We start from the raw sequence: 13,265 nt of genomic DNA, 5'->3' as shown, positions 1-13,265 counted from the left end.
AGCCACTACCCCGACCAGGACCTCTTCCTCAAGCTGGCCAAGAAACTGGTGCCGGGATGACCGGCACGGTGCTGTCCCCGGCACGGCATAAACAACGGGGGTAGGGGGCAGTGCGTCTTGAGGCCGGAAAATCGATCAAAAAGTGATTAAACTGCCGACGGAGGGTACCGGTCCCGCGACTCATGAGCCAGAGAGCGCCGACTGGCGGCGCTCATGAAATATCCGGGCTAGGGGCTTCACGAGAGCCAGAAATACCTATCAGAACAGGCCCAGCTGTCGGTCCACCAGGGTAGAGAAGTCGTCGCCGACGAAAGGCAGGATGGCATCGGCCACCGGCTGCAGCTGCCGGCTCAGGTAGTGCTGGTAGTCGATGGCCGAGCGGCGTGTTTCCAGCGGTTCCGGCCCCGCCACGGTTATCACATAGCGAATCCAGCCGCCGTTCTGGTACTGACGCGGCCGGCCCAGCTGCTGATTGTATTCGTCGGCCAGCCTCGCCGCACGTACGTGGGGCGGCACATTGCGGCGGTAGTCATCGAGCTTGCGTCGCAACCGCTTGCGATAGATCAACCGCTCATCGTACTCACCGGCCAGCGTGCGCCGAACGTAGTCACGCACGAACTCACGGTGCGGCTGAAGGGTGAATACGCGCCAGTACAGCTCCTGCTGGAAGGCCTTGGCCAATGGAGACCAATCCGCGCGAACCGCCTCCAGGCCCTTGAACACAATGTGTTCGTCACCATCCTCCCCGCTCACCAGCCGGCGTAGCGCTTCTTGCTGCCCTGCTCGGCACCACGGATGGTGGGCATGAGAAAACGGCAGTAATGCGTCTCGAACTGCAGCTCCAGGGTGCTCTCCAATCCCAGTGTCGATGCCAGGTGCTGATCCCACCAGCGGTTGACGGTCGCCGCGAGATCGCGACCGATGACGCTGGCCTCCGACTCGCTTCGGCGGCTGCCAAGCCAGACGAAGGTGGAGTCGGTGTCACCGTAGATAACGGTATAACCTTCAGCTTCGATCAGCTCTCGCGTGCGATGCATGATGGCATGCCCCCGCAGCGTAATCGACGAGGCGAGCCGGGTATCGAAGAAACGACAGCCCCGGGAGCCCAACACGCCATAGAAGGCATTCATGATGATCTTCAACGCCTGGGACAGGGGCACATTGTGTTCCCGCTTGGCCGCCTCGCGGCCCTGCCACACCCGTTCCACGATGCCGGGCAGGGCATGCTGCGTGCGTGAAAAGCGAGCCCCGCGGAAGCCGGGGACGCTATCCTCCTCCGGCTCACCAAGGCCCTCCACCAGCCCCACCGGGTCGATCAGGAAGGTGCGGATGATCGAGGGGTAAAGGCTCTTGAAATCCAGCACCAGCACCGAATCGTAGAGCCCCGGCCGCGAATCCATGACGAAGCCACCGGGGCTTTCTTCGCTCACTCCCAGGCCGTGGCGTGGCGCCAGATTGGGCGCGACATAGCCGAGGCGGTGCATGCGTGGCAGGTAGAGGTGCGAGAATGCCGCCACCGAGCCGCCGCTGCGGTCGGCAGGCAGTCCGGTGACCGCTGCCCGCTCGAGCAGGAAATCGATCAGCTCGGTCTTGGCAAAGATCCGCGTGACCAGCTCGCAATCCTTGAGGTTGTAGCGGGCAAGCCGGGGCTTGTCCTCGGCGAACATGCGGTTGATCTCGTCCATGCGCTGATAGGGGCTGTCGATGGCCTTGCCCTCGCCCAGCAGCTCCTGGGCCACATGCTCCAGGCTGAAGGAGGCGAAACGCCAGGTTGCCTGACGCAGCATCTCGATGCCGTCGATGATCAGCCGCCCCGCCGCCGAGGCGAAGAAATGGTTGGCGTTGCTGCCATGGGCGCGCCACTCCATGGGCTCGCCGCCGCGGCCCAGCAGTAACGGTACACCGAGCTGCTCGGCGTGGCGCTGCAGGATGCGCAGGTCGAACTGCACCAGGTTCCAGCCGATGATCGCATCCGGATCGTGTCGAGCGACCCACTCGTTCAATCGCACCAGCAGCGACTTGCGGTCTTCACAGTAGCGCAGCGAAAAGTCCCGGGGCTCGGCCCATCGCCCGTCTCCCCTTCCCCGCCAATCGGCGAGCCCAGCATGAAGACCTGGCGCTGACCGCAGCCTTCCACGGCAATGGAGTAGAGATCGCCCCGCTCGCTGGTCTCGATGTCCAGCGAAGCCAGCCTGAGCCGCGGCCGGTACTCGGGCGCCGGCTTGAGCTGGGTCTCGATCGAGTCGCCCTCTGCGCCCTGGACAGCCTCATTGTTCGCGAACCGGACCGGGGCGGTGATGTAACGCTCCATCAGGTAGCGTTCCGGCGGCCGCACATCCGCCTCGAAGACATCGATACCGGCCTCGCGAAGCCGTTTCCCCAGATTCATCAACTGCCGATGCTGTCGGCAGTAGAGCCCCACCACCGGGCGCTGCTGGAAATCGCGCAGCTTGAGCGGGCGCAGCTCGACGTCACGTTCGCCATGCAGCAGTACTTCCGCATGAACGCGCTGTTCAGCAGGGATGAAGGCCACCGAGGGCTGTGGCGGCAGGCGAACATGCCGAGGGCCATCATCGGTTGCCAACCAGAACGTGACCTCGGTACCTACGGGTGTGTCCCGCCAATGGCGGGTCAACACGAAACCCTGCTGTCGCTCCACCACTACCTCTCACCCGCCTGAACCTGGGTGGAATGTTACTCGGTGCCAGGGGGAATGTCGTCGCCGACGCCAACACGCCGGATCTCCACTCCCCCAGTATCCTCACTTCTTGCGCTTGTCATGAATGTAGATGGCCTTCGAGCTCTCACCCCGCGAGGGCCTCTCCTCGATATCGAAGAGCTCTGTTGCCGCCACCAGCTCCCCGAGTTTGCGATAGCCATAATTCCGTGAATCGAAATCCGGAAACTGCTTCACGATATTGCTGCCGACCGCGGCAAGCGGCGCCCAGCCGCTGTCGTCGGAAGACGACTCGACTGCATTGCGAAGGGAGTTGACCAGCTTGGCATCCGACTTCAGCTCCCTGGTGGAGCGCCGGACAGCCTCCGGTCCCTCCTCTTCCCCTTCCCGCAGCACCTCGGTATAGATGAACTTGTCGCAGGCAGCGACAAAGGGGAGCGGCGTTTTCTTCTCGCCGAACCCGAACACCGTGAGCCCCGATTCCCGGAGCCGGGATGCCAGGCGCGTGAAATCGCTATCGCTCGACACCAGGCAGAACCCCGTGAAATTCCCCGTATACAACAGATCCATGGCATCGATGATCAAGGCACTGTCGGTGGCATTCTTGCCGGTGGTATAGCCGAACTGCTGGACTGGCTGTATGGAGTGTTGTAGCAACGACTCCTTCCACCCCTTCAACTGCGGCCCGGTCCAGTCGCCATAGATTCGCTTCACGTTGGCGACACCGTACTTGGCAATTTCCGCCAACAGGCCATCCACAATGCCCGGCTGCGCATTGTCCGCATCAATCAGAACCGCAAGGTTGTTATTTTCCATCGTTCGTCCTTAAAGCATGTCATCGGTAGGCAGCTTCCCACCTGGGCCAGTGCGGTGCAGCAACAATCGACGCGAGATCTGCAGGCTGGGCGAAAAAGAAAAAGATTTCGACTAAACACCTGCCATACCACTACATAAGAAAAATACGCTGTTGGAGACACCTTTAGCTCGCGACAGCGGTGTTACCGCCGTTTCGGCGATTAGCACAAGTGGCGGAAATCGGCCATCTGAAGACAGGGCCACCGTTCGCGGCTGCGCATCTGCCATAGCACTACATAAGAAAAACTTAACGTAGGAGCAGCTTCAGCTCGCGACTGGAGGCCGTAGGCCTCCCGGTGGTGTTGCATGCTTCGGCAATTCGCACAAGCGACAGAAATCGGCCGTTTTCTGCCTTTCGTCTGCTACTCCAGTGCCCACCGATGCCGGGCCGCCTCAATCAGACCAAGGCCGCCTCCGCAGTCGCGAGCTAAAGCAGCCTCCAACAATGGTCGATGCGAGGTCCGGGGCAGTTTTGCGTCAACCTCTGGGCACCCTACCGCGGGGGAATGGTGGCAATGGTTCGCCTTCCCAGGCAGTCGCTGAAGATTATTGCCGCCGTATGTCAAAGCATGCAGATGACGCTGCTACATGTTTTTACACTACAGCCTACCCACACTTCCTTCAGCTTGCGTGGGAAAACATCGGATTATGACAAAAGGAGGGGTAATGCGGATGGGGCGGTGCGGGGGAGTTCCGGCCCATGCAGTCATGGGCCGGGAAGCGCTTCAGTCACAGGGTACGACGGCGCGGGCGGTGTCCTTGGCCCAGAGTGTCTGACCATCCGGTGTGGTGCCGTGGGCATTCCAGGTTTCGGTCACTTCGACGCAGTAGGAGCCGAGGTCTTCAACCTGCTTTTCCGGATTCGCCGGGCGGTCGTCGCCGATCCGCATGATATCGGGGTTTTCGCTGGTATAGCGTGGTGCTACGGCGTTGGCACCGCAGCCGGCGACCAGGGCCGTCACCATCAGCAGGGGCAGGACATGTCGCAGTTTCATCGTATCATCCTCACTAGAATGTGTTGCATTCGTGCGATTATTGGATGATGCGTAACGGGCAATGCGTTGAGTGCTGCCAGGGTCGTCAGTCCGTTTGACACACCCGCCAGCAGTCCCGCCATTCTAAATGAGTGTTCCATTCACTGCCACTTGGCTGGGCCGTGACATGCTATCGCCGCGTTTCATTCAGCCATTCGGTCTCCGATGCTCAAGCCCGGCGCCTTGACGCCGTCTAGGCTGGACTCACCGCTGGCGGTGTTCTGCGCCACCACACTGAACGAGCCATCCGTCTCCAACACCACGGCTTCCACCTCCCCCAGTGCGACCTTGCCGGAGGCGCGAACAGCGGCCCTGATCTCTTCCTTGGTCACACGGGCCCGCTTCAAGGCGGTGGGTAGATAGTCACCACGATAGAACAGCAGTGCCGGTTCACCGGTCACTACCCGGCGCACCCAGCGCATGCGAACGCTGGCCCAGGTCACCAGATACTGCATACCGACCAGTAATGCGAATGCCAGGACTCCCTGGGCCAGGGTCACATCCCTGCTCAGCATGACGGTGGCCAGGACCGAACCCAGTGCCACGGTAACGACCAGATCGAAGGCATTCATCTTGGACAGGGTGCGTCGACCGGAGATACGCAGCAGCAATATCAGACTTGCGTAGCCCAGCACGCCCAGCACCGCGGTGCGCAGCAAGGCATACCAGCTATCGAACAGAATCGGGTCCAAGCGCGCCTCCTTTCATCATCGGACGAAAATAAAGCCTAGCCCATCCTCGTGCCAGCGGGTGCAGTGGGCGGCGAAGATGGCTACAATCGAGGGTCTGATTTTCTTGGGAATTCCAGAGCCGATATGTCGAACTCTACCAGCGCCCCGCGCAAGATCCTGGTCACCAGCGCCCTGCCCTACGCCAACGGCTCGATCCACCTTGGCCACCTGCTGGAGTACATCCAGACCGACATCTGGGTGCGCTTCCAGAAGAGCCGCGGTCACGAGTGCCATTATGTCTGTGCCGACGATGCCCATGGCACCGCCATCATGCTGCGTGCCGAGCAGGAAGGCATCACCTCGGAGGCACTGATCGAGCGGGTGTCCCACGAGCACCAGCAGGATTTTGCCCGCTTCGGGGTGGCGTTCGACAACTATCACTCGACCCACTCCGACGAGAACCGCTACTTCAGCGAGCTGATCTACACCCGCCTGCGCGACAAGGGGCACATCGCCACCCGCGATATCGAGCAGATGTACGATCCGGTGAAGGGGCTGTTTCTGGCCGACCGCTTCATCAAGGGCACCTGCCCCAAGTGCGGCGCCGAGGATCAGTACGGCGACAACTGCGAGGTCTGCAGTGCCACCTACACCCCGGCAGACCTGATCGACCCGGTGTCGGCGATCTCCGGCGCCACTCCGGAGGTCCGCAGCTCCACTCACTTCTTCTTCAAGCTGCCGGACTTCGCCGACTTCCTCAAGCGCTGGACCCGTAGCGACCATGTCCAGACCCAGATCGGAAACAAGCTTCAGGAGTGGTTCGAGTCCGGCCTCAATGAGTGGGATATCTCCCGCGATGCGCCCTATTTCGGCTTCGAGATTCCCGATGCACCGGGCAAGTACTTCTATGTCTGGCTCGATGCTCCCATCGGCTATCTCGCCAGCTTCAAGAACCTGTGCGACCGCGAGGGCATCGACTTCGACGCCTATTGGGAGAAGGACAGCAAGGCAGAGGTCTATCACTTCATCGGCAAGGATATCGTCTATTTCCATGCGCTGTTCTGGCCGGCCATGCTCCACGGCGCCGACTTCCGCACGCCCACGGCAGTGAACTGCCACGGCTTCGTGACCGTCAACGGCGCCAAGATGTCGAAGTCGCGCGGCACCTTCATCAAGGCCGCCACCTACGCCGAACAGCTGAACCCCGAGTACCTGCGCTACTACTTTGCCGCCAAGCTGACCTCAGGGGTCGACGATCTCGATCTGAACCTCGAGGATTTCGCCGCCCGCGTCAATGCGGACCTGGTGGGCAAGGTAGTCAATATCGCCAGCCGCTGCGCCGGCTTCGTCAAGAAACTGGGAAATGGCACGCTGTCCGCTCACTGCGCGGAGCCTGAGCTGGTGGCACGCTTCATCGCTGCCGGCGACGCCATCGCCGACGACTTCGAGGCTCGCGAATTCGGCCGCGCGATCCGCAAGGTGATGGAGCTGGCCGACGAGGCCAATACCTACATTGCCGAAAAGGAACCCTGGGTACTGGCGAAGCAGGAGGGTCGCGACCAGGAGGTGCTGGATATCTGTTCGGTCGGCCTCAACCTGTTCCGTCAATTGATGGTCTACCTGGCGCCGGTGGTACCAGCCATGGCCGATCAGGCGCAGCAGTTCCTGCAACTCGACACGCTCGACTGGCACAGCCGCCACGAGGTGCTGCTTGGCCACGAGATCGCCAAGTTCAAGCCGTTGATGACCCGCGTGGAACGCGATCGTATCGATGCCATGATCGAGGCATCGAAGGAGGACCTGGTGGAAGAACAGAAGCTGAAGGATGCCCCCAAGGGGCCGCTGACCGACGATCCCATTGCCCCGGAGATAACCTTCGACGACTTCGCCAAGGTGGATCTCCGCATCGCCCGTATCGCCAAGGCCGACTACGTGGAGGGAGCGGACAAGCTGCTGCAGCTGACCCTGGACCTGGGTGGCGAAACCCGCACCGTCTTTGCCGGCATTCGTGCCGCCTACGCGCCGGAGGCCCTGGAGGGACGCTTGACGGTCATGGTCGCCAACCTGGCACCGCGCAAGATGCGTTTCGGCGTATCGGAAGGCATGGTCCTGGCAGCGGGCAGCGGCGACGGCATCTACCTGCTGTCGCCGGATTCGGGCGCAGAGCCCGGCCAACGCTTGAAGTAACGATCCTGTCAGATGCGCGGCCATGCCGCGCATCGAACGCCTGCCTCGCCTCATTCAAGTTCGAACGTCAGCAGCCGATATAACCGCTATCGTACGTCGAACGACTCTTTATGCCCGCGGGCGAGGCTCCATGACACCATCCTTCTCCTCACTCAGGCACCGCTTCTTCCTCGCGCTGGGCGGGGTACTCTGTCTTGCCCTGCTGGCGCTGGTGCTGGTGGCCCGCTACCAGATCATGCCGATCCTGCTGGAGGACGAAGAGCAGTACGCCAGCAGCGAACTCGATCGGGTCGAGCGGGCCATTGGCAGTGAATTGAACCATATGCGGCGCCTGGTGGAAGATTGGGCCTGGTGGGACGATACCTACGACTTCGTCCAGGGTAAGCGGCCGGAGTATGTCGACTCCAACCTCTATGAAAGTACCTTGGAGACCCTTGATCTCAAGATGATGATATTCCTCGATGCCCTCCACCAGCCCGCCTGGGTGGTGGGCTATGACGAGGATGGCGAATTCACGTCCTGCCCCGACGTGGCACCTCCCTGCGACTGGGCCACCACCTACATCGACTACCTGCCGACCAGGCTTGCAAGCGAAAGCGAAACGTCACAGACCTGGCTACTGGCCCAACCCGAGCTGGCCATGGCGGCCATGTCGGGCATCTACCAGAGTCGGGAAGAGTCTCCCTCAGCCGGCTGGATGCTGATGGTGCGTCCCCTCTCGACACCATGGCTCGAACAGCTGCGCGACACGACCGGCATCGATCTGAACCTGTCCAGCATCGCACAGGACGGCGGGGTGCCCCACGAAAGCCTGGAACGGGTTTCAGCGACTCACATGACGGCAAGTCGAGCGGCCCAGGCCATGCCCGACGAACGGCAGATTCGCATCGAGGCGACTCTGCCACGCCAGCGCTACCAGGCCAGCCTGGAGACCTTTCGCTTCGCGCTCTACTGGACCAGCGGGGTACTGGTCTGACCCTGCTGGTGGTGCTGTGGCTGCTCGAGAGCATCGTACTGGCACCCATCCGCCAGTTCTCTCGCTACACCCAGCGCCTGCACCTGGATACGACGCCTCCCCCCATGCCTGCGTCGTTGCTGAAGCGGCGCGACGAGATCGGCACCCTGGCCCAGGAGTTTCGCAATCTCCTGGACCACCAGCAGCGGCAGTCCGCCCTGCTGCTTGACCTGTCCCAGCATGACTCGCTGACCGGGCTTGCCAACCGCCGCCTTTTCGATCAGCGACTCGAACAGGCCATGTACAGGGCGAAGAATTCCGGCAAGGAGGTATCGGCATTGATGCTCGATATCGATCACTTCAAGCTCTACAACGATCACTACGGTCACCTCGCCGGCGATGACTGCCTGATTGCACTGGCCGAATGCATGCAGGGCCATCTGGCTCGCAGCTCTTCCTGGCGGCCCGCACCGGAGGGGAGGAGTTCAGCGTGCTGTTCCCGGATACCTCTCTCGATGCGGCCATCGAGCATGGGGAGTCGCTGCGCTCAGCCATTCAGGAGCGAGCCCTGCCCCATGCCACGTCACCGACCGCCAGCAGTGTGACGGTGAGCATCGGTGTCGCAAGCTGTCACCCCAGCGCGCTGGATGACCCCAAGGCGCTGATGCAGGCTGCCGACCAGGCGCTCTACCGGGCCAAGGAGAGCGGGCGAAATCGGGTCAAGGCCGGCACGGCCGGTCGACACGAGTCCACCATGACACCATTGGACTGACGCAACGCCCTGGCCGGCGAGCCGGTACATGTCCACCGGCAAAGCACGTACAATAATGGCCTGTCGACGAGCCCAACAAGGAGTCACTGTGACGGGCCTGCACGTTTTGATCGACACCATTGATGATGCCCTGCCGCAGACCCAGTGCGGCAAGTGTGGGCATCCTGGCTGTCGCCCCTACGCCGAGGCCATCGCTGCCGGCGAGGCGATCAACCGCTGCCCGCCGGGGGGCGATGCCACCGTCGCTCGCCTCGCCGAATTGACCGGACGCGAACCCACGCCGCTCGAAGAGCCCCCCCAGCCCCCTCTGGTGGCCTGGATTCGCGAGGCGGAGTGCATCGGCTGCACCAAGTGCATCCAGGCCTGCCCGGTGGATGCCATCCTCGGCGCAGCCAAGCGCATGCATACGGTCATCGCCACGGAGTGTACCGGCTGCGAACTGTGCGTCGCGCCATGTCCGGTAGACTGCATCGACCTGCTACCCCATCCCGACTGGCTTGCCGCCGATAGCGAGCCGGCCAGGCAAGACTACCTGGACTCCCGTGCCCGCAAGGGCCGCCAACGCTTCGCGGCACGCAACCGCCGTCTGGCGCGGCAGGCAGACGAAAAGCGACAGCAGCGCGCTCGGCGCCAGGCTAGCCTTCGCCCAACGCCAACACCGGAAGCGGCCACGGAAGTTGGCGCCAGCCCCATGTCGTCCAGCGCTCTCCGGGCCAGTCGAATCAGCCTGATGGCCGGCCTGAAGCGACTGGAGCGGAAGGAGCAACGCGACGACCTCACCGGCGAGGAGCGCGCCGAACTCGAGCGGCAACAGGCAGGGCTGCAAGCCAGGGTTACCGAACTCGACCGACAGCTTGCCTCGGCGGCGGCCGATTCCGCCGACTCGCCGGCAGGGGGAAATCAGCGGCGCATGGCGGTCAAGGCCGCCGAGCAGTCGCTGCGCAAGGCACGCCAGCAGCTCGCCCACGCCCAGCGCCAGGGTTCTTCCAATGGTATTGCCAGCGCCGAGCAACAGCTGCAGCGCGCCCAAGAGATGCTGGACGACGCCCGCACCAGCGACTGATCCATCCCCGAGCCGAGCCGAACATGAATGCCCAGAAACGCCATGAGATCTTTGCACGACTGCGAGAGCACAACCCCGAGCCCACCACCGAGCTGAACTGGTCGACCCCCTTCGAGCTGCTCACGGCGGTGCTGCTCTCCGCCCAGGCCACGGACGTCGGCGTGAACAAGGCCACCGCCAGGCTGTTCCCGGTGGCCAATACGCCGCAGGCCATACTCGACCTCGGCATTGACGGGCTCAAGGAGCACATCAGGACCATCGGCCTGTACAACACCAAAGCCGAGAACCTGATGAAGACCTGCCGCATGCTGGTCGAGCAGCATGGCGGCGACGTTCCTTGCACTCGCGCCGAGCTGGAAGCGCTCCCCGGCGTCGGCCGCAAGACCGCCAACGTGATCCTCAACACCGCCTTCGGGAAGCCCACCATTGCCGTGGACACGCACATCTTCAGGGTCTCGAACCGCACGGGCCTGGCCAAGGGAAAGGATGTGGTAGAGGTGGAAAACAAGCTGCTGCGCCATGTCCCCAGGGAGTTCCTGCAGGATGCTCACCACTGGCTGATCCTGCATGGACGCTACACCTGCGTGGCGCGCAAGCCGCGCTGCGGCAGCTGTGTCATCGAGGACCTTTGCGAATTCAAGGGTAAGGTCGACATCGGCTGAACCACGGCTGCGACCAAGGGCGGTTTTGCATATTCGCGCACGCTATTGGAGGATAGCGACTCTGGCAAGCCGACAATAACAACGACCGAGCCGCTCCATGCGCATCCACGACCGTCCCATTCAAGAACGAATCGAGGCACTGCTCGCCCTCTCCCGGGAGCACGCCGATGCCTACTGCAGCCCCTCCGCCTGGCTGGCTCGAGAGCGTTATCTTGCTGCTCACCCCACGCGAATCGTGGTGATGAAATGCATGGACGGACGTATTCATATTCCCCATGCCACCCGCACACCGCTGGGTATCATCACGCCTTTTCGCAACCTTGGCGGCATCTTCCATCTCGGCTGGCCCTACCTGGGCGAAATGCTCGCCGATACGGTGTACGAGGCAACTCGCGGCGGCCATGGCGTGCTGATGATCATCACCTATCATTTCTCACGGGGTGAGAAAAATCGCGGCTGTGCCGGCTTCGACTGTGACGCCGAGGCAGCCTTGGCCCATGCCCGTGCGATCCGTGCCCAGGCCGAGCAACTCTTCGGCCACGACCATCGCCATGTCTATCCCCTGGTCTGTGGGTTCGAAACCGACGGCGACGCCTTGATCGTGCATGGCGATGACGATACCCGTCTCGACATCGGCGAACTAAGCCTGGCCGATGCCGGCGACCTTGACCGCCGGGTCGCCGCCCTCTGCCCCGACATGCCAACCGATATCCGTCGCGACCTGCTGCCATTGCTGGAAGGCAACCTGCAGCATGTGGATTCGATGCGAGGCGTCTCCCGCAAGCTCGATATCGAGCACAGGGAGTGGGTTATCTGCGTGGGCCGCGGCTTCGACTTCCTGCACCTGCCCAATACCGCCTTGATCGTCGGACCCTATAGCCCTGATCTTTCGGAGCCCATCGGCACTGCTGCGGCCATCATCGAGGCCAACATGAAAGCGGGCCGCATTCCCGACGACGGCTTCCTTCTGTTGGCCTCGACCCCCTACCTGGAGGTCGGCGTGGACCGGGCCCGTGCTGAAATGAAGTCCCATTTCCTCACGGAATTCGCCACCCAGGTCATTCACCGCGAACACCCGCAGCTGGCCAAGCGCATGCTCCAGCGCACTGCCGTGGTTCATTGGCCTAGCCGCCGGCTGGAACTGCTCAGCGACGCCTGAATCGCCGGAGACCGACATGAGCGACCTGAAATTCCTGCTGCTGCCACCCTCCATCAATGTACTGCTGGTATTGCTCGGGCTGATGCTCGGCCTGCGGCGCCTGACCGGTGCCCTGCTGGTGCTGCTGGGCCTGGTCGGGCTGCTGGCGCTCTCTACCCCTACGGCCAGTCACGCCCTGCGCCAGGGACTGGAAACCTATTCCGTTCCGATCCCCAGTCAACTGAGGACCGCTCAGGCCATCGTGATCCTGGGCGGCGGTCGTGACTACGATGCGCCGGAGTTCGGCTGGGAGATGCTCCCGCCAACGCCACCTGGCGGCGCCTTGCCTACGGGGCGCACCTGCATCGCAGCGTCGGCCTGCCGATACTGGTCAGCGGCGGCCGGGTGCACGACGAGCATAGCGCCGAAGCCAGCCTGATGGCGGCAGCGCTGCGCGAGGTTTTCGACGTGCCGGTTCGCTGGCTGGAAGCGAAAGCCGAAACACCACCGAGAACGCCCGGTTCAGCGCCGACATGCTGCTTGCCGCGGATGTCAGCCATGTCGCGCTGGTTTCCCAGGCTTGGCATCTTCCCCGGGCCGTGGCCGAATTCGAGGCCGCCGGGCTGACGGTCGTCCCGGCACCGACGGAGTTCGCCAGCCCGCCGCCACAAGGGTGGCACGCCTGGATACCCCGGGCGTATCACCTCAACCAGAGCACTCGGGCGTTGAACGAATGGCTGGGACAGGCCGTGATCGCCCTGCGCGACAGGCTGCCAATCCAGGCTTCTAGTCCAAGGTCTTAATGGCCTACGCATGGTGGACACGTTACGCTGAGGCCCATGATCGATCAGCTCCCAGCTTAACGAGACTCCCATGCAAGAGATCCTGCTTCACCTCGCCATGGCCGCCGCCTTTGGTGCCTTCACCGGCTCGCTGTTCCGCCTTACCCGCCGGCCAGGTTATGAGCGCCCTTTCATGTTCCCGGTCGTGGGCCTGCTTGGCGGCATCACCGCCTACATGATCTTTTATGTCCTGGCGTCGACCACCGGCGCACCGACCTGGCTGCTGCCCATCCTCATCGTGCTTCAGGTGTGGCTGTGGCTCGGGCCATTGGGACCGAAGTTCCGCAAGGCGGGGAACGGCGATGAAAGTCGCTAGCCCAAACGTCAATTGATCTGAAATTCACCAACCCTGCTCTACCGCCTTGCGGTAGCCGTCCCGCGCGCGGCAGCGCTCGAGAAATGCCTGCAG

At 62.7% G+C, this 13,265-nt stretch carries 14 protein-coding genes and 2 pseudogenes; 10 read left to right on the top strand and 6 right to left on the bottom strand.

Annotated features, from left to right (window positions below; translation table 11 throughout):
- Positions 1–258 precede the first annotated feature (258 nt).
- From Q427_RS35565 to Q427_RS18570, 6 genes are all read right to left on the bottom strand, one after another.
- Positions 259–723, bottom strand: coding sequence for a DNA polymerase domain-containing protein (locus Q427_RS35565; RefSeq protein ID WP_269321283.1), 465 nt, complete (start codon positions 721–723; stop codon positions 259–261).
- Positions 724–749: 26 nt separating this feature from the next.
- Positions 750–2,009, bottom strand: a complete 1,260-nt coding sequence (locus Q427_RS18585) for a DNA polymerase II (protein ID WP_269321282.1) — start codon at positions 2,007–2,009, stop codon at positions 750–752.
- Positions 2,000–2,659, bottom strand: a complete 660-nt coding sequence (locus Q427_RS34415; protein WP_231613784.1) for a 3'-5' exonuclease — start codon at positions 2,657–2,659, stop codon at positions 2,000–2,002. The genes Q427_RS18585 and Q427_RS34415 overlap by 10 nt, the downstream gene beginning before the upstream one ends.
- 102 nt (positions 2,660–2,761) lie before the next feature.
- On the bottom strand, positions 2,762–3,493 hold the full coding sequence (locus Q427_RS18580) for an NYN domain-containing protein (RefSeq protein WP_043516590.1): 732 nt from the start codon (positions 3,491–3,493) through the stop codon (positions 2,762–2,764).
- A 764-nt stretch (positions 3,494–4,257) separates the two neighbouring features.
- Entirely contained in the window at positions 4,258–4,527 is a 270-nt protein-coding gene (locus tag Q427_RS18575) for a hypothetical protein (protein ID WP_043516589.1), read from the bottom strand.
- A gap of 182 nt (positions 4,528–4,709) precedes the next feature.
- Complete coding sequence (locus tag Q427_RS18570; protein ID WP_043516588.1) at positions 4,710–5,258, bottom strand: DUF421 domain-containing protein; 549 nt, start codon at positions 5,256–5,258, stop codon at positions 4,710–4,712.
- Positions 5,259–5,381: 123 nt separating this feature from the next.
- Here Q427_RS18570 and metG point away from each other — a divergent pair, with 123 nt between their 5' ends.
- From metG to Q427_RS18530, 10 genes and pseudogenes are all read left to right on the top strand, one after another.
- Entirely contained in the window at positions 5,382–7,424 is a 2,043-nt protein-coding gene (gene metG, locus Q427_RS18565; protein WP_043516587.1) for a methionine--tRNA ligase, read from the top strand.
- A 130-nt stretch (positions 7,425–7,554) separates the two neighbouring features.
- Complete coding sequence (locus tag Q427_RS18560; protein ID WP_043516586.1) at positions 7,555–8,400, top strand: CHASE4 domain-containing protein; 846 nt, start codon at positions 7,555–7,557, stop codon at positions 8,398–8,400.
- Positions 8,401–8,504: 104 nt separating this feature from the next.
- A pseudogene (locus tag Q427_RS37065) lies at positions 8,505–8,768 on the top strand (GGDEF domain-containing protein); the annotation flags it as partial.
- A 35-nt stretch (positions 8,769–8,803) separates the two neighbouring features.
- Positions 8,804–9,151, top strand: coding sequence for a GGDEF domain-containing protein (locus Q427_RS35555; protein ID WP_081786087.1), 348 nt, complete (start codon positions 8,804–8,806; stop codon positions 9,149–9,151).
- Positions 9,152–9,239: 88 nt separating this feature from the next.
- On the top strand, positions 9,240–10,214 hold the full coding sequence (gene rsxB, locus Q427_RS18550; protein WP_043516585.1) for an electron transport complex subunit RsxB: 975 nt from the start codon (positions 9,240–9,242) through the stop codon (positions 10,212–10,214).
- 23 nt (positions 10,215–10,237) lie between these two features.
- A complete protein-coding gene (nth, locus tag Q427_RS18545) occupies positions 10,238–10,876 on the top strand; it encodes an endonuclease III (RefSeq protein ID WP_043516584.1) in 639 nt (212 codons plus the stop codon).
- Positions 10,877–10,973: 97 nt separating this feature from the next.
- Complete coding sequence (locus Q427_RS18540; RefSeq protein ID WP_043516583.1) at positions 10,974–12,035, top strand: carboxysome shell carbonic anhydrase domain-containg protein; 1,062 nt, start codon at positions 10,974–10,976, stop codon at positions 12,033–12,035.
- 16 nt (positions 12,036–12,051) lie between these two features.
- On the top strand, positions 12,052–12,453 hold the full coding sequence (locus tag Q427_RS34405; protein ID WP_231613783.1) for a hypothetical protein: 402 nt from the start codon (positions 12,052–12,054) through the stop codon (positions 12,451–12,453).
- Positions 12,375–12,817 (top strand): annotated as a pseudogene (locus tag Q427_RS37060) (YdcF family protein). The gene Q427_RS34405 and the pseudogene Q427_RS37060 overlap by 79 nt, the downstream one beginning before the upstream one ends.
- Positions 12,818–12,887: 70 nt before the next feature.
- Positions 12,888–13,172 (top strand): hypothetical protein, encoded by a 285-nt coding sequence (locus Q427_RS18530; RefSeq protein ID WP_043516582.1) that lies wholly within the window; start codon positions 12,888–12,890, stop codon positions 13,170–13,172.
- The last annotated feature ends 93 nt before the right edge of the window (positions 13,173–13,265 follow it).

This window comes from Halomonas sp. BC04 (assembly GCF_000568385.1).
The sequence above is the reverse complement of the archived record's forward strand: the minus strand, read 5'-3'. Positions and strand labels throughout refer to the sequence as shown.

Bases quoted from the DNA above. Each gene is read 5' to 3' on its own strand.
- Q427_RS18580 (WP_043516590.1), bottom strand. From the start codon at position 3,493: ATGGAAAATAACAACCTTGCGGTTCTGATTGATGCGGACAATGCGCAG.
- Q427_RS18575 (WP_043516589.1), bottom strand. From the start codon at position 4,527: ATGAAACTGCGACATGTCCTGCCCCTGCTGATGGTGACGGCCCTGGTC.
- metG (WP_043516587.1), top strand. From the start codon at position 5,382: ATGTCGAACTCTACCAGCGCCCCGCGCAAGATCCTGGTCACCAGCGCC.
- Q427_RS18560 (WP_043516586.1), top strand. From the start codon at position 7,555: ATGACACCATCCTTCTCCTCACTCAGGCACCGCTTCTTCCTCGCGCTG.
- Q427_RS35555 (WP_081786087.1), top strand. From the start codon at position 8,804: ATGCATGCAGGGCCATCTGGCTCGCAGCTCTTCCTGGCGGCCCGCACC.
- nth (WP_043516584.1), top strand. From the start codon at position 10,238: ATGAATGCCCAGAAACGCCATGAGATCTTTGCACGACTGCGAGAGCAC.
- Q427_RS18540 (WP_043516583.1), top strand. From the start codon at position 10,974: ATGCGCATCCACGACCGTCCCATTCAAGAACGAATCGAGGCACTGCTC.
- Q427_RS34405 (WP_231613783.1), top strand. From the start codon at position 12,052: ATGAGCGACCTGAAATTCCTGCTGCTGCCACCCTCCATCAATGTACTG.
- Q427_RS18530 (WP_043516582.1), top strand. From the start codon at position 12,888: ATGCAAGAGATCCTGCTTCACCTCGCCATGGCCGCCGCCTTTGGTGCC.